The sequence below is a fragment of the Pseudomonas sp. ML2-2023-6 genome (assembly GCF_037055265.1).
GTDB lineage: Bacteria > Pseudomonadota > Gammaproteobacteria > Pseudomonadales > Pseudomonadaceae > Aquipseudomonas > Aquipseudomonas kulmbachensis.
In genome coordinates, this window is record NZ_CP146347.1 from 4,149,454 (window position 1) to 4,163,336 (window position 13,883).

Genomic DNA, 13,883 nt, shown 5'->3' on the forward strand with positions numbered 1-13,883 from the left:
GTAGTTTTAAGGGTAATCCAACGTAAAAGTCGAAACGGCAGTATAATACCCTGGCTTTATCAAGCGGTTTGCAACGGCCTGCGGCTCCCCTTTGATAAACACCTTGAATGCAATCACATTGGCGCCATTACTTAATGCCTGCCTGGCACTGGCCACATTTAACGGCAGGGGTGTGCCCCCGAGTGTTTCCAATCCGATTGCCACCCCTTTTTCAATGGTCCCGCCCAGCGCCAGCAAGCCCGGCAGCTTGGTATTCTCGGTACCACTGAAGGTAGTCGTCACAGAGTTACTGATGCCTGTGTTGCAGTCTTCAAGGTGGATCTGGAAAGTTTTGCCGACCGTACGGGTGTAAAGATAAAGGTCTGCGTTAGTGACCGCTCCGAGATCAACCGCCAACACCTCGTCGCCAGCCTTGATCTTGCAAGCCGCCGCAACCAGTGCTCCGCTAAGAGTCAGGTTGTCCGCTGCCAGCCCAGCACCTGGCCGCATCAAGGTCGCACCCAGCAGCAGCGCGATCACTACAGGCTGCCAGCGCTGATTTTTGCTCTCAGCTTGCATGGGATACCCTCCTCACTCGTAATGAGCCACCAGCACTGCCGTGGCCGTAAAATTGCCCTCGCTCAGCGTGGAGCCCGACTTCTTGACCGGAACAACTTCCAGCACGGGTGGACTTGCCGGAGCAATCGACAACTTTGTGTTGAGCACAAATGGCAAGTTGTTTCGCAGTATCTTGATACCAAGATCAGGGACATTGGACTGCACGGCTGAGGTATCAAAACTCGTTGCCGTGGCCGTTACCGTCAAGAACATGCTCCACGGCAAAGTGCTTGCAGTACAGGTAATGGTGTAAGTCAATGGTTTACGGTGTTTTACCCCATCGACAGTGTTAACGCCCATTTCACCGAAGTCGACAGCGATATTGGCACCACTGTTTATGGTGCAGGGCGGCGGTGCTCTCAGGGTGCCACTGAACGTGAGGTTGGCCATTGCGTTGGCGCAAAAGCCAATGGCGCACACTGCAAAAAGCGCAGATTGTTGTTTGAGTCTCATCAATATTTCCCTCTTATCGCAGTGCTTGCACTAATGTAGCCGAGGCAGCGAATGACCCGCCCGTGAGGGTGCTGCCAGTTTTTTTTACGAGAACCGCCGTCACAACTGGCAAGGTGGGGTGCGTGAAATTCACGGTGGTATTGAGGGGCCAAGCTTCTCCCCCAACCATAAGCCTGATACCAAGATCACTTTTACTGGTACCCAGGACCTTAGCGTCAAACCCGGCGCCAGTTCCCCTTAATTCCAGGGTCATTGAATTGGTGGGTTGCTGCCCACATGTCAGGGTGTAAGGCACCGCTTTCTCGTAATTGACGCCGTTGATCCGGGTCGTCAGAAGCTCGCTCCCAAAAGATACATTCAGCGTGCCTGCTGCGTTGATAACGCAGGGTGGAGGCATGAGGACTACCCCCCTGATGCTCACACTGACGTCCGCCAAGGCACCTTGACCGCAGAGCAACAACAGGCTGCCCAAGGCGGTTACTGCCCGCCAATGTATTGACATGTTCATCGCTGCCCCCTTATTCATAGACGAGCCTGAAATCAACGGCCGCCTGAAAGGCGCCATTGCTCAGAGCAGCCGAAGTGCGCACTGGCCGCACGTGCCAGGTCAGGGTGTCGTTGCCGTGCTGCAGGAACAAAGGCTCACCACGACCGCCCAAACCTGCGTCCCGCCCAAGGGCATCGGTCAGTTGCAATCCCATCCCGGTAACCCCCTGCACCTTGACCAACCGTGGATCATCCGCATCGGCTGGCGCCACAAAGGCCACCGACACCACAGGCTGATAGGCACTCCACACCAGATTGCCAGTGTGCTCACTCTGCAGGCTGCCCGAAGCGCGCTGGCAATCGACAAAGCGCAATTGAAACGCCACGGGGGTTGCCTGATCACCCGGGCGCAGCAATTGACTGCGAGCCACACTGCCCAGGTCTACATCCTGATAGGCCGAAGACATGTCCAGGGCACAGGGGGTGTTGTGCAGTGTGCCGGAGATATCCAGCATTCCACTCATGCCGTGGATCACCCCGGCCCGGGCCTGATGAATACTCGACACCAGTAGCAGGCAGCTCAGGGCCGTCACCGTGCAAGCCCGATGCGCGCTACTCATTGACCGAGGACGCAGCCACGTCCACCTTGCAAGTAGTGCCAGCACAGCTGAACACCAGAGTCGGACGACCACCGAAATCATTCACATAGGTCAGCCTTGGTTTAGTGCCGAGCGCAGCAACACTTCCCCCCAACTTCAATGAGCCTTTGGGCGACAGCATAAGGGGCTCGAAATCCGTGACGGTTTCCGTGTCTTTACTGCGACGGGCATCAATCAGCGTGACGTAGTACGGGGTGGGGTTGTTGACCTGATAGTGATCACCGACACGGGTAAGGGTCAGTTCTTGCTGCCAGGGCTCAGACCGCTCTTGTCGGTTCTGAATTAATGCAGCAGGCCGGTAAAACAACTTGATGCGGGTCTGCAGGGCAATTTGCAGGCTGTTGGCCTTGTCACTGCGGGGCGGAATTTCCCGCAGGTTGAAGTAATACACCGACTCCCGGTCCTGAGGGAGAGACTTGATTGCCGGTAACGCCTGGACTTTTACCTGACTATTTTTACCCGGCTCCAGGCGCTGGACAGGCGGAAGCACGATCAACGGTGAAGTGATCTTGTTGCCTTGCTCATCTTCTACCCAGCCCTGGGCCAGATAAGGCAACTGGGTGTTGTTGTTGGTGATGTTCATGCTGACAGCCTCTTTGCTGCCATCAAACACGACTCGGGTGCGGTCAAGGCCAATGGCGGCATGGGCGTTGTTGATCAGGCACATGGCCACAAGGGCAGGAACCGAAAGTGCAAAGCTGAATTTCTTGATCATGAAGGTGTTATCTCTGTGTTAGTAAGCCGGATCCGCGATGCAGATGCGGGTGCAGCGTTATCAGGTATCAGCATCTGGCAGCGCAGATCCAGGGTGGTGGCCAAGCCGTCGGCCGGTAAATTGGCAGGCATTACCAGCGTGCAACGCTCGACGCCGCCCCAAGAGACAACCATCTTCTCCCCGGGCCGAATGCCGCTTAGATAGACACTGCCACCGTCATTGACGATGCCGGTTTCCTGCTGTTTTTCATTTTTCACCGTGCCACCGAATGGCGGCACGCTGCCATCAGGCAAAAGCAGCACTGCCATGGCTTTAAGGCCGGCAACCACATCCAGCGTGCGGTAACCAATGGCGCCTTCCGTCAGGGTCAACTGGGTCACGGACTGAGTCGCCTCAACATTGGCTGGCAAATTCTCAAGGTCAACACTGGCCGCTGTGCGCAAGTAACTGTTGACGTCCGGAACCACAGCTTTGCCAAAGGCGTTACTGCTGGTTGTGCGGCCATAGCCGCGCACAGGTACCCCAGGCACACCGCTGGTATCGACCATCAATCGAGTGCCACCCACACCTGAGCTTCGATGCCCCGCCCCGCCGTATGGGGTCAGTGTGGCGCCGCCTCGTGCAGACATGCCGAGGCTGGTGTAGTTGTTTTCCTTCAGGCTGGCGCTCAGAGACAAATCCGCATGATCAGCGACATGGCTTAGATAACCACCGACAGAGGTGTTATCTGCACTCAGTTGATAGTGACTGCGCTCACCTAACTGGTCACTGAAGCGCGCTGAATACATATTTTTATTGTGCGAACTGCTGGCGCTGGTGCTTAAGCTGCCAGATCTACCCAAGGGCATGCTGAGCGACAGAAACATGCCGGTATTATTATTTTGCGTACCCGTGCGCTGGTTTCGTTCCTGATTTCTAAACATGTTCAATGAGACATTCATGTTCTTGACCGACCCCATATTGAAAGAACGCGCCAGTGACAGGTTCCAGCGTTTACTGCTCGGGAGATCCCAAAAGGACTGATCGGTGTAGGTCACGTAAGCAGAGAGCCCGGCATCTCGAAAATGCTTGTTGAGCGTGGCGGTATAAAGCGATTTGCTGCCCCCCACAGGCTTGCCGTAGTGACGCGCATTCAGGTATTCGCTCATGCTCACGTAGTCTTTTTCAGAAAACCGGTATCCCGCAAAGGAGACTTGACTGTCGTATTCCTCAAATCGCTTCGAATAGCTCAGACGGTAGGAACTGCCGGACAGCGATTCGTCCTGCACAGTGGTGCGGGCTCGCGAAACATCGAATGACAGCGCACCAAAGGCCAACAGATCGCGCCCTACACCGAGTGATAACGCCGTGTAGTTGCTGTCGCTAAGGCCCCCTCCATAAAGCGACCAACCGTTACTCACCCCCCAGGAAAACTCCCCCGAGCCAAAGACGCTGCCCTGCCCTCCATCATGCAGGCCAGACGGCCGACCGCTGGCAAGCTTGTAGCGCACCGTACCGGGGCGAGTCAGATAGGGAATGCTGGATGACTCGACCGTGAATGAATTGACAGTGCCATCTTGCTCTTCCACCCGCACATCGAGACTGCCGCTAACGGCATCATTGAGATCCTGAATGCGAAAAGGCCCCGCCGCGACCAAGGTTTCATACAACACCCGACCCTGCTGGCTGATGGTGACCTTGGCATTGGTTTTGGCAACACCCACGACCTCAGGCGCATAGCCTCGCAAGTTGGGAGGCAACTGGTTGTCATCGGAGCTGAGTGCGAAGCCGGTAAAACGAAAGCTGTCGAACAGGTCCGAGTACAGGTAGTTTTCCCCCACCATCAGGCGTGCCTGGATTGAAGGCAATGCCCGATATGCATAGAAACGGTTCCACTCGAGCCGTTGCTCACGACGGATGTTTTCGTCGTCGATACGACCTTGCCAGTCAGCCCGCAACCGCCAGGGCCCCGCATTGGCACCAAAAGTGCCGTTGCCACTCAGGTTGTTGCGGCTTACTGTGTTTCTCTGGCTGATCGACTGTGCCGTCAGGTTGTAGTCCAGCAGCAGGCCTGGCACCCCTTCGTCCCACCGGGAGGGTGGATCCCAGTTCTGCGCGCTGTACTCCAGGTACGCATGAGGGATGGAGATACGGAGCGTGGAGGTACTCAAATCGCCACTGACTTCCATCCCCGACAGACTGCTGCTGTCCAGGCACTCACCGCCTTTCCACCAAGTGAGCTGGGTCAGTTGATCTTTCTTCAAACCCAACTGCTCCACCAGTTCGGCAGACACACAGGCCTGGCTGCCTTTGGGATCATCGTCAGGGGGATAAAAGGCAATGCGCTGCTCAGGCTGCGACTGCGTGTTTATCTGTACTTGCATCAGGTAGGTGCCCGGCAAGATAAATCCGCTGCGAGAGAACTGCGACAGGTCGATGTTGGTGCGATCGTTCAGATCAAGAATATCGGTATTGAACTGGATGTCCTCGGCGGCCCATACACCGCCTGCAATCGACATCAGCCCGGTACACAACATCGCTCTGGCGACTGCGCAGTCCCGCAAGGTAAACAGCCCGTACATTTAAAAATACTCCAGCCGGAAACGCACCGCAGCTCGGTGAGAACCAACAGCCATTGGGCGGCCATTGCCGACCAGTTGAAGGGTGTAGCGCAGCTCTTGATCCTCTCCGGTAAGGGACGTCAGAGGCATCGACACTCCCGGCGTACTTTGCAGCCCTTGCATATCGGCAATACGCAGGGCCAGACCTGTTGAGGTACCGACAGTGGCAAACAGGCGCCCGCCACTGTCGGCCAGCCCTTCAAAGGTCACCCTGAGGTGCTGCCAATCAGGCAAATAAGTACCTGGCCGGGAAGGATCAGGGCGAGTCAAAGAACACTTGACCAAACGCAATAAAAAAATATGAGGCTCACCCTCGCCCTGACGAATAAGTCGCCCCATGGACAAAGGATCCAATTCAATGACTTGATAGGCACTTTTTGCATCCAGCGCACACGCAGAATCAACAACTTCTCCAGCCAGCATTACACGGCCACTGCCCTGTTTATTCTGCGCGGACGAAGAACCAATAAAAAAATTCATACATATGAAGAGCACGCCAGCAACAGCGGGCTTGAAGAATGCTTTCACAGTTAGCTCCCGCCGTATTTGCCCTGCTGTCGAACGAACGACAACAGGGCAAAGGACTATTTGTATTCGAGGGCGAAGTTAGTCACGGAGGTGAACTCGCCAGGCGTAATAGCACCGGTCGCCTGACCTTTCAGATAGGCACCAAAAAGCATGGTGTTATCACCAGCCTGAATTGTCTGCACTTTGGTGGAGCTACCCAAAGTAACCGCGGTGCCAGTGCCATCAACTAACATAATGCCCGCCCCCTTGGCCGTACCAACAATACCCAATGCTCCGGGCACGGCTGCTGATTCGGCGCCCGTGAACTTGGCAGTCACTGTCTTATCAGTTAGGCCGGTCAAGGAGCAGCCACTAAGCTCAATCTGGAAGCTTTGAGGAGGGGCCATGCCCCCCGTTGCCAATTGCGACTTAGCCACCTGCCCCAGAGAAACTGTCTGGTCGGAACTGCCCGGATTGATGGAGCATGCAGAATCGAGAATCTCACCCTGGAACGTGATTTGGCCCGACCCTACACCCGCATTAACACCGGACGCAGAAACAGCCAACAAGACCATGGACGCCATGGCAGTTTTCATTGCAACACGCATTTAATTTCTCCCGTGCAAACGCACTTAAAACAATTACGAAGCCAACAAGGCTTCTGTAGTTTTACCGATAAATAACATCATGTTTTTTTTGCAGCACTGGTGCAGCAGGAAAAGAAATTAACAGCGAAACAAAAAATAATATGTAGGGAATTTCTCAAGCGAACGACAGGAAAAACACAAGCGAATCCAACAAACCAGTAGTTACTACTGATAAGCAGCAAAAGATACAACTCATTAGTTTTTTTAAATTACGATCTTTTTATAATTTAAGATATATCTGAAATATATACTTTTAAAGTACTTATCAAAGCCCACTTTAAAAACACGTAACGAAAAGCGATCAGTTACTATTACAAACATAACTGACTCATTGGCAACAGCCCTTTTCATACACTTTAAGAACGCTTACTCATCACGCCTCAAATCCGCCGGAATCGGCAGATCCTTGAGCGGGTCCGGGCGTTTGCCCTGGCCCGCCTGGTGCTGGCGGATCTGGTACACGTAGGCCAGCACCTGGGCCACGGCCAGGTATAAGCCGGCCGGGATTTCCTGCTCCAGTTCCGTGGAGTGGTAAATCGAACGCGCCAGTGCCGGGGATTCAAGCAGCAGGATGTTGTGTTTGGCACCAATTTCGCGAATTTTCAGCGCCAAAAAGTCACTGCCCTTGGCCAGCAACATTGGCGCCCCGCCCTGCTCCGGGTCGTACTTGAGGGCCACGGCGTAGTGTGTCGGGTTGGTGATGATGACGTCAGCATCGGGGATCGCTGCCATCATCCGACGCTGGGACATGTCGCGCTGCAACTGGCGAATCCGCTGTTTGACCTCGGGGCGGCCTTCCTGGTCTTTATGCTCATCGCGCACCTCCTGCTTGGTCATCAACAGCTTCTGATGGCTTTCCCACAGCTGCACCGGCACGTCCACCGCTGCAATCAGGATCAGCCCGCACGCCATCCACAAGGCACTCCAGGCAACCACTTGCAGGCTATGGATCACCGCCAGCTCCAGCGGTTCATGGGCGATACACAGCAGGTCGTCGATGTCGGACTTCAATACCAGCAAGGCTACGATCAGGATGATAAAAAATTTGGCCAGCGCTTTAAGCAGCTCAATCAGGGCCTTGGCCGAGAACATGCGCTTGATCCCGGCGGCGGGGTTCATGCGGCTGAATTTTGGGGCCAGGCTGCCCGCAGCGAAGAGCCAACCGCCCAGAGAGATCGGCCCGACCAGGGCGGCAATGAGCAAGGTGATCAACACCGGCTGCAGGGCCAGCAGCGCGATCTTGCCCGAGTGCAACAGGAAGATGCCCATGGAGTCAGGGTTGAGCAGTACGTCGCGGCTCAGACTGAAGTTGTAGCGCATCAACTCCATCAGGTCCTGCGCCAGCGCGCCGCCGAAAATCAGCAAAGCCGCAGAGCCGGCCAACATGATGGCCAAGGTGTTCAGTTCTTTGGAACGTGCGATTTCGCCCTTTTCTCTGGAGTCTTTTTTTCGTTTCTCCGTGGGGTCTTCTGTTTTATCGGCACCGCTTTCGCTCTCTGCCATGACGGTCTATCTCGCCTGTGCCAGTTCACGTAAGAACTGCAGAGCCTCGGAGGCCAGCGGTTGATACTGGTTGAGAATGTCAGCCATGCTGATCCACAGAATCACCATGCCCAGCACCAGGGTCAGCGGAAAACCGATGGCAAAGATATTCAGTTGCGGCGCGGCCCGGGTCATCACGCCAAAAGCGATATTGACCACCAGCAGCGCAGTAATCGCAGGCAGCACCAGCAGCAGCGCGGCCCCCAGCACCCAGCCCAATTTGTTGGCGATTTCCCAGTAATGGTTGGTCAGCAACCCGCCACCCACCGGCAAGGTGGTGAAGCTCTCGGTGAGCACCTCAAACACCACCAAATGGCCGTTCATCGACAGAAACAGCAACGTCACGAGCATGGTGAAGAACTGCCCGATCACCGCCACGTTAACCCCGTTTGCCGGATCGACCATGGACGCAAAGCCCATGCCCATCTGGATCGCGACAATTTGCCCGGCCACCACGAACGCCTGGAAAAACAGCTGCAACGAGAACCCCAGCAACGCACCGATGATGATTTGCTCGGCAATCAGCATCAGGCCGCTCAGGTCCAGCGGGTTGACGGTGGGCAACGGCGGCAGGCTGGGCATGATCGCCAGGGTAATCGCCAAAGACAGAAACAGCTTGATGCGCTTGGGCACCAGGGTCGTGCCGATGATCGGCATGGTGGTCAGCAGCGCGCCCACCCGGAACAGCGGCAGCATAAAGCTGGCGACCCAGGTACTGATCTGCGCGTCTGTCAGGGCGAGCAGCGACATTTAGCCGATCAACTGCGGAATGCTGCCGTACAACTGCAGGATGTATTCCATAAAGGTCTGCACCAGCCACGGCCCCGCCACGATCAAGGTGATCAACATCACCAGCAATCGCGGGAGGAAGCTCAAGGTTTGTTCGTTGATCTGGGTCGCTGCCTGAAACATGGCCACCAGCAGCCCCACCAGCAAGCTGGGGATCACCAGCACGGCGACCATCAGGGTGGTCAGCCACAACGCACTGCGAAACAGGTCAACCGCAACTTCCGGGGTCATGATTCAGACTCCACCAAAACTGCTGGCCAGCGTGCCAATAATCAGCGCCCAGCCATCCACCAGCACAAACAGCATGATTTTAAACGGCAGCGAGATGATCAGCGGCGAGAGCATCATCATGCCCATGGCCATCAGCACACTGGCCACCACCAGGTCGATGATCAAAAACGGAATAAAGATCATGAAACCGATCTGGAAGGCGGTTTTCAGCTCCGATGTGACAAAGGCCGGAACCAGAATGGTCAGGGGCGCGGCATCCGGGGTAGCGATATCGGTGCGTTTGGACAGGCGCATAAACAGCTCAAGGTCGCTGGTGCGGGTCTGCGCCAGCATAAAGTCCTTGATCGGCACTTCAGCCTTGAGAATGGCATCCTGGGCCGTGAGCTTTTCCGCAAGGTAAGGCTGCAAGGCATCGTTGTTCACCCGGTCGAATACCGGGGCCATGATAAACATGGTCAGGAACAGCGCCATGCCAGTCAGGATCTGGTTCGACGGGGTCTGCTGCAACCCCAGCGCCTGACGCAGGATCGAAAACACGATGATGATCCGCGTAAAGCTGGTCATCAGCATAACGAATGCCGGGATAAAGCTCAGCGCGGTCATGATCAGCAGGATTTGCAGGCTGACCGAATACTCCTGCTGGCCGTTGGCCCCGGTACCCAGGGTGATGGCCGGAATCGACAGCGGGTCAGCCCCTAACGCCAACGGCGCGACCAGCGCCAACAACAGCGCGACAACTAAACGCATTACGGCTTGTCCTTTTGCTGACCCAGTATTTCCATCAATCGTTTGGCAAATTCGGGGGTTGCCGACTGCGCAGTACCCGGCACTTGCACCGGTTCCTTGAGCACATGCAACGGGGTGATACGGCCCGGCGTGAGGCCCAGCAGGATCTGTTCGTTGCCGACTTGCACCAGCACCAGCCGATCCCGCGCACCCAGGGCCCGTGAGCTGATCAATTCAATTACCTGGCCCTGACGCGGCCCCGTCTGCTGAACGCGGCGCAGCAGCCAGGCCAGGGCAAAAATCAGCCCCAGGACCAACAGCAAACCCAGCACCAGCTGCGTCAATTGCCCGCCGATGCTGGCGCCGACCACGGGTGCAGCCACCGTGGCATTGGCCACAGGCTCTGCCGCCAGCACGCTAAAGGGCAAGGCCAGTAAACCGCCGAGGAACCGCTTCACTTAGCGCAGCTTCTTGATGCGTTCGCTTGGACTGATCACGTCGGTCAGGCGGATGCCGAACTTTTCGTTGACCACCACCACTTCGCCGTGAGCAATCAGGGTGCCGTTGACCAGCACATCCAGCGGCTCACCAGCCAGACGATCGAGTTCGATCACCGAGCCCTGATTGAGTTGCAGCAGGTTGCGGATGTTGATGTCGGTACTGCCCACTTCCATGGAGATCGACACCGGAATATCCAGAATCACATCCAGGTTGGGTCCGTCCAGGGTGACCGGCTGATTATTGCGCGGCACGCTGCCGAACTCTTCCATCGCCAGCCGGTTGGAAGTCGGCTTGGTGGCCGCATCGGCAGCCAGCAACGCGTCGATATCTGCCTGGCCAACATCGCCGGTTTCTTCCAGAGCCGCTGCCCATTCATCGGCCAGCGCCTGGTCTGCAGCAGTTGTATCGTGTTGGTTAGTCATGGGGTGTCCTCGGCGGGCATTCAATCATTGGATTTGTGTGGGGCGGCTTAGCGCCGACCGATGGGCTCAACAACCTGCAAGGCCAGATTGCCCTTGTGCGAGCCCAGTTTGACCTTGAACGAGGGCACGCCATTGGCGCGCATGATCAGTTCATCTTCCAGCTCGATCGGGATCACGTCGCCAGGCTGCATATGCAAAATATCGCGCAGGCGCAATTGACGGCGAGCCACGGTGGCACTGAGCGGCACGCTGACATCGAGTACATCTTCGCGCAGGGCCTTGCTCCAGCGCTCGTCCTGATCGTCGAGATCGGACTGGAAACCGGCGTCGAGCATTTCGCGCACCGGCTCAATCATCGAGTACGGCATGGTCACGTGCAGGTCGCCACCTCCGCCATCGAGTTCGATATGGAATGTGGACACCACGATGGCTTCGCTGGGGCCGACGATATTGGCCATGGCGGGGTTCACTTCCGAGTTGATGTACTCGAAATTGACTTCCATGATCGCTTGCCAGGCTTCCTTCAAGTCGATGAAGGCTTGCTCCAGCACCATGCGCACCACCCGCAATTCGGTGGGGGTGAATTCACGGCCTTCGATCTTGGCGTGACGGCCGTCACCGCCAAAGAAGTTGTCTACCAGTTTGAACACCAGCTTGGCGTCGAGGATAAACAGCGCCGTGCCGCGCAACGGTTTGATCTTGACCAGGTTGAGGCTGGTGGGCACGTACAGCGAGTGCACGTACTCGCCGAACTTCATCACTTGCACCCCGCCCACCGCCACGTCCGCCGAGCGGCGCAGCATGTTGAACATGCTGATGCGGGTGTAGCGGGCGAAACGTTCGTTGATCATTTCCAGGGTCGGCATGCGGCCCCGGACGATGCGGTCCTGACTGGTCAGGTCGTAGCTTTTGACACTACCGGGCTCGGCAGCTGTTTCGGCCTGTACCAGACCGTCATCGACGCCATGCAGCAGCGCGTCAATCTCATCCTGGGACAGCAGGTCTTGCACGGCCATGTCGTGATCCTACTGCAATACAAAGTTAGTAAAGAGCACCTGATCGATAACCACTTTGCCGAGTTCTTTTTGCGCAACTTCCTGCACGCTGGCAGTGGTTTTCTGGCGCAGTATTTCCTGGCCTACCGGTGTCGCGAGATCGTCAAAGGTCTGCCCGGAGAACAGCATCACCAGATTGTTGCGGATCACCGGCATATGCACCATCAGCGCCTTCAGGTCGGCAGGGTCGCGCGCCTGCAAGGTCAAACTCACTTGCAGGTAACGCTGGCGGCCATTGGCGTTGTAATTGACCACAAAGGCCGGAGTCAGAGGTTCATAGATCGCGGGCAGCTTGACGTTGGCATTCGCCTCGGCCACGGGTTCAGTCTTGGGGCTGTGCATGAAATACCAGGTAGCGCCCACGGAAAGACCTATCGCCAGCAGCACTGCCACGACGATCAGGATAATCAGCTTGAGTTTGCCTTTGCCGGCCGGTTCATTTACCGCGTCGCTCGTCGCCATGCCAATAATCCGTCACTATTTGGTTTTCACAGGTGCCAGACTTGGCAGAGCAAGTGTTATGCCAGAAGTGGTTGCGACATAAATCCCAGCCCTGTAGCAGCTGCCGAAGGCACGAGGCTGCGTTCGGTTGCGCAGCAATCGTAAAACCTGAAAGCCGGGTTTAACTGACATACCGCAGGGCCTGACTTTGCGGCGGCTGAGCCGCCGAACGCAGCCTCGTGCCTTCGGCAGCTGCTACAGAGGGGGAGCTAATTACGCGTAGTAATCCACCGCACTGGAGCCCAGCACTACCCTGGGAGCCACTGGTGCTTCGACCGCGAGTTCTTCTTCGCCGCCACTCTCAAGTCGATGCCCGCTGGAGCGGCTCTGGGCCTGCTCCTGACCCTGCTGCCCCTGCCAGTTGCGCGACTGGTCAGAGACGTTAACGTCGACCTGCCCCATGCCCTGCTGAGCGAGCATTTCGCGCAAACGATGCATCTGGCTGTCCAGCGCTTCGCGAACGCCGGCATGGCCACTGACAAAGTTGACTTGCGCCGATTGGTCGGCAGCAATGTTGACCCGAATATCCAGACGCCCCAGTTCTGCCGGCTCCAACTGGATATCGGCCGATTTGAGGTTCGCACTGGACAGGTACATCACACGATTGACGACTTCTTCAGACCAGCCGCTCTGGTGCATGGCCAACGGCTGGTTGACCGGCAGTGCATTCACGGTTTTTGGTACGGATGCCTGGGTCAGCGCCGCCAGGCGATTGGCGAAGTCATCGACCCGCGTGTCGCTGGCCGCGCTTTTCAGGTCCTTGAGGCCATCGTCTACCAAGCCCTTGAAGGCTTTTTCGCCGCCTTCACCCGCTGTCGAGTCGTCGGCTTTCGCATCGACCAGCATGGTTACTGCACCGGCCTGCCCTTGTGCAGCGGTGGGCGCGGCTTCACTCGGGGCGTTTTTAACCGGAGTCTGACTGCTGGCGGATACATGCCCGCCTTGCTCCATTGCCAGGCGCACAGCGGGCATTGCATCCAGAGGGTCAGCTTCGGGGTCGAAGCCGTCGTCGGCCACAGGTTGCGGCGGTACTTGAACCGCCAGCTGGGCCACTTGCACTTCAGCAGTGACCGGCACGGCCTCAGGTGCGGCCTCCACCACCGGTGCCGGTGCTGGGGTCACGGGCTGCAAAACCAGCGGATCGGTGGCTGCCGCGTCATCAGCCGGCCTGGCACTCTCATCCTGATCGGTGCTGGCTGCCTCCTTGGCCTTGCCGCCAGGCAAGGGGTTGCCGCTATCGGCAACGGCGGGTGCCGGGGCAGACGCCTCGGCATACACCTTGGCAAAGGGTTGCGCCTCGGCATTGACAGGCTGCGCAGGGCTGCCCGCCGCTGCCTTGGGGGGCGCAGCAGCAGGTGTCTGGAGCAGTGATTGGGCGACAACAGGCATTAACGGGTCTCCGCTGTACGGCTGGTATGGGTACAGGTCAGAGAGTCAGAGCAAGGTTCGGGC

The 13,883-nt window shown here is 57.0% G+C and carries 17 protein-coding genes; all 17 read right to left on the reverse strand.

Going from position 1 to position 13,883, the window contains the following annotated elements; all coding sequences use genetic code 11:
• Nucleotides 1-6: 6 nt before the first annotated feature.
• The 17 genes from V6L79_RS19320 to V6L79_RS19400 all read right to left on the reverse strand — a co-directional run bounded on the left by V6L79_RS19320 (nt 7) and on the right by V6L79_RS19400 (nt 13,820).
• On the reverse strand, nt 7-558 hold the full coding sequence (locus V6L79_RS19320; protein ID WP_338579355.1) for a fimbrial protein: 552 nt from the start codon (nt 556-558) through the stop codon (nt 7-9).
• A 12-nt stretch (nt 559-570) separates the two neighbouring features.
• Complete coding sequence (locus tag V6L79_RS19325; protein WP_338579356.1) at nt 571-1,050, reverse strand: fimbrial protein; 480 nt, start codon at nt 1,048-1,050, stop codon at nt 571-573.
• A gap of 13 nt (nt 1,051-1,063) precedes the next feature.
• A complete protein-coding gene (locus V6L79_RS19330; protein ID WP_315968117.1) occupies nt 1,064-1,615 on the reverse strand; it encodes a fimbrial protein in 552 nt (183 codons plus the stop codon).
• A complete protein-coding gene (locus tag V6L79_RS19335; RefSeq protein WP_338579357.1) occupies nt 1,569-2,156 on the reverse strand; it encodes a fimbrial protein in 588 nt (195 codons plus the stop codon). Before V6L79_RS19335 ends, V6L79_RS19330 begins: the two co-directional genes overlap by 47 nt.
• A complete protein-coding gene (locus tag V6L79_RS19340) occupies nt 2,149-2,910 on the reverse strand; it encodes a fimbria/pilus periplasmic chaperone (protein ID WP_338579358.1) in 762 nt (253 codons plus the stop codon). Before V6L79_RS19340 ends, V6L79_RS19335 begins: the two co-directional genes overlap by 8 nt.
• Nucleotides 2,907-5,471 carry an outer membrane usher protein gene (locus V6L79_RS19345; protein WP_338579359.1) on the reverse strand — a complete coding sequence of 855 codons (2,565 nt, stop codon included), beginning with the start codon at nt 5,469-5,471 and terminating at the stop codon, nt 2,907-2,909. Before V6L79_RS19345 ends, V6L79_RS19340 begins: the two co-directional genes overlap by 4 nt.
• Entirely contained in the window at nt 5,472-6,038 is a 567-nt protein-coding gene (locus V6L79_RS19350) for a fimbrial protein (RefSeq protein WP_338579360.1), read from the reverse strand.
• 56 nt (nt 6,039-6,094) lie between these two features.
• Nucleotides 6,095-6,625, reverse strand: a complete 531-nt coding sequence (locus V6L79_RS19355) for a fimbrial protein (protein ID WP_261738962.1) — start codon at nt 6,623-6,625, stop codon at nt 6,095-6,097.
• A 405-nt stretch (nt 6,626-7,030) separates the two neighbouring features.
• Nucleotides 7,031-8,167 (reverse strand): flagellar biosynthesis protein FlhB, encoded by a 1,137-nt coding sequence (gene flhB / locus V6L79_RS19360; RefSeq protein WP_338579361.1) that lies wholly within the window; start codon nt 8,165-8,167, stop codon nt 7,031-7,033.
• Nucleotides 8,168-8,173: 6 nt separating this feature from the next.
• Complete coding sequence (fliR, locus tag V6L79_RS19365) at nt 8,174-8,956, reverse strand: flagellar biosynthetic protein FliR (protein ID WP_261738964.1); 783 nt, start codon at nt 8,954-8,956, stop codon at nt 8,174-8,176.
• Complete coding sequence (gene fliQ / locus V6L79_RS19370) at nt 8,957-9,226, reverse strand: flagellar biosynthesis protein FliQ (RefSeq protein WP_019828826.1); 270 nt, start codon at nt 9,224-9,226, stop codon at nt 8,957-8,959.
• A gap of 3 nt (nt 9,227-9,229) precedes the next feature.
• On the reverse strand, nt 9,230-9,973 hold the full coding sequence (gene fliP / locus V6L79_RS19375; RefSeq protein ID WP_261738965.1) for a flagellar type III secretion system pore protein FliP: 744 nt from the start codon (nt 9,971-9,973) through the stop codon (nt 9,230-9,232).
• Complete coding sequence (gene fliO, locus V6L79_RS19380; RefSeq protein WP_261738966.1) at nt 9,973-10,410, reverse strand: flagellar biosynthetic protein FliO; 438 nt, start codon at nt 10,408-10,410, stop codon at nt 9,973-9,975. Before fliO ends, fliP begins: the two co-directional genes overlap by 1 nt.
• Nucleotides 10,411-10,875, reverse strand: a complete 465-nt coding sequence (gene fliN, locus V6L79_RS19385; RefSeq protein ID WP_261738967.1) for a flagellar motor switch protein FliN — start codon at nt 10,873-10,875, stop codon at nt 10,411-10,413.
• Nucleotides 10,876-10,922: 47 nt separating this feature from the next.
• Nucleotides 10,923-11,891, reverse strand: a complete 969-nt coding sequence (gene fliM, locus V6L79_RS19390; protein WP_261738968.1) for a flagellar motor switch protein FliM — start codon at nt 11,889-11,891, stop codon at nt 10,923-10,925.
• A gap of 9 nt (nt 11,892-11,900) precedes the next feature.
• Nucleotides 11,901-12,392 (reverse strand): flagellar basal body-associated protein FliL, encoded by a 492-nt coding sequence (fliL, locus tag V6L79_RS19395; protein ID WP_261738969.1) that lies wholly within the window; start codon nt 12,390-12,392, stop codon nt 11,901-11,903.
• A 252-nt stretch (nt 12,393-12,644) separates the two neighbouring features.
• Nucleotides 12,645-13,820: a flagellar hook-length control protein FliK gene (locus tag V6L79_RS19400; protein ID WP_338579362.1), complete on the reverse strand. Its 1,176-nt coding sequence runs from the start codon at nt 13,818-13,820 to the stop codon at nt 12,645-12,647.
• Nucleotides 13,821-13,883: the final 63 nt, after the last annotated feature.

Excerpts from the sequence above, each read along its gene's own strand:
- V6L79_RS19320 (WP_338579355.1), bottom strand. The coding sequence starts at position 558 with ATGCAAGCTGAGAGCAAAAATCAGCGCTGGCAGCCTGTAGTGATCGCG.
- V6L79_RS19325 (WP_338579356.1), bottom strand. The coding sequence starts at position 1,050 with ATGAGACTCAAACAACAATCTGCGCTTTTTGCAGTGTGCGCCATTGGC.
- V6L79_RS19330 (WP_315968117.1), bottom strand. The coding sequence starts at position 1,615 with ATGGCGCCTTTCAGGCGGCCGTTGATTTCAGGCTCGTCTATGAATAAG.
- V6L79_RS19335 (WP_338579357.1), bottom strand. The coding sequence starts at position 2,156 with ATGAGTAGCGCGCATCGGGCTTGCACGGTGACGGCCCTGAGCTGCCTG.
- V6L79_RS19340 (WP_338579358.1), bottom strand. The coding sequence starts at position 2,910 with ATGATCAAGAAATTCAGCTTTGCACTTTCGGTTCCTGCCCTTGTGGCC.
- V6L79_RS19345 (WP_338579359.1), bottom strand. The coding sequence starts at position 5,471 with ATGTACGGGCTGTTTACCTTGCGGGACTGCGCAGTCGCCAGAGCGATG.
- V6L79_RS19355 (WP_261738962.1), bottom strand. The coding sequence starts at position 6,625 with ATGCGTGTTGCAATGAAAACTGCCATGGCGTCCATGGTCTTGTTGGCT.
- flhB (WP_338579361.1), bottom strand. The coding sequence starts at position 8,167 with ATGGCAGAGAGCGAAAGCGGTGCCGATAAAACAGAAGACCCCACGGAG.
- fliR (WP_261738964.1), bottom strand. The coding sequence starts at position 8,956 with ATGTCGCTGCTCGCCCTGACAGACGCGCAGATCAGTACCTGGGTCGCC.
- fliQ (WP_019828826.1), bottom strand. The coding sequence starts at position 9,226 with ATGACCCCGGAAGTTGCGGTTGACCTGTTTCGCAGTGCGTTGTGGCTG.
- fliP (WP_261738965.1), bottom strand. The coding sequence starts at position 9,973 with ATGCGTTTAGTTGTCGCGCTGTTGTTGGCGCTGGTCGCGCCGTTGGCG.
- fliN (WP_261738967.1), bottom strand. The coding sequence starts at position 10,875 with ATGACTAACCAACACGATACAACTGCTGCAGACCAGGCGCTGGCCGAT.
- fliM (WP_261738968.1), bottom strand. The coding sequence starts at position 11,891 with ATGGCCGTGCAAGACCTGCTGTCCCAGGATGAGATTGACGCGCTGCTG.
- fliL (WP_261738969.1), bottom strand. The coding sequence starts at position 12,392 with ATGGCGACGAGCGACGCGGTAAATGAACCGGCCGGCAAAGGCAAACTC.
- V6L79_RS19400 (WP_338579362.1), bottom strand. The coding sequence starts at position 13,820 with ATGCCTGTTGTCGCCCAATCACTGCTCCAGACACCTGCTGCTGCGCCC.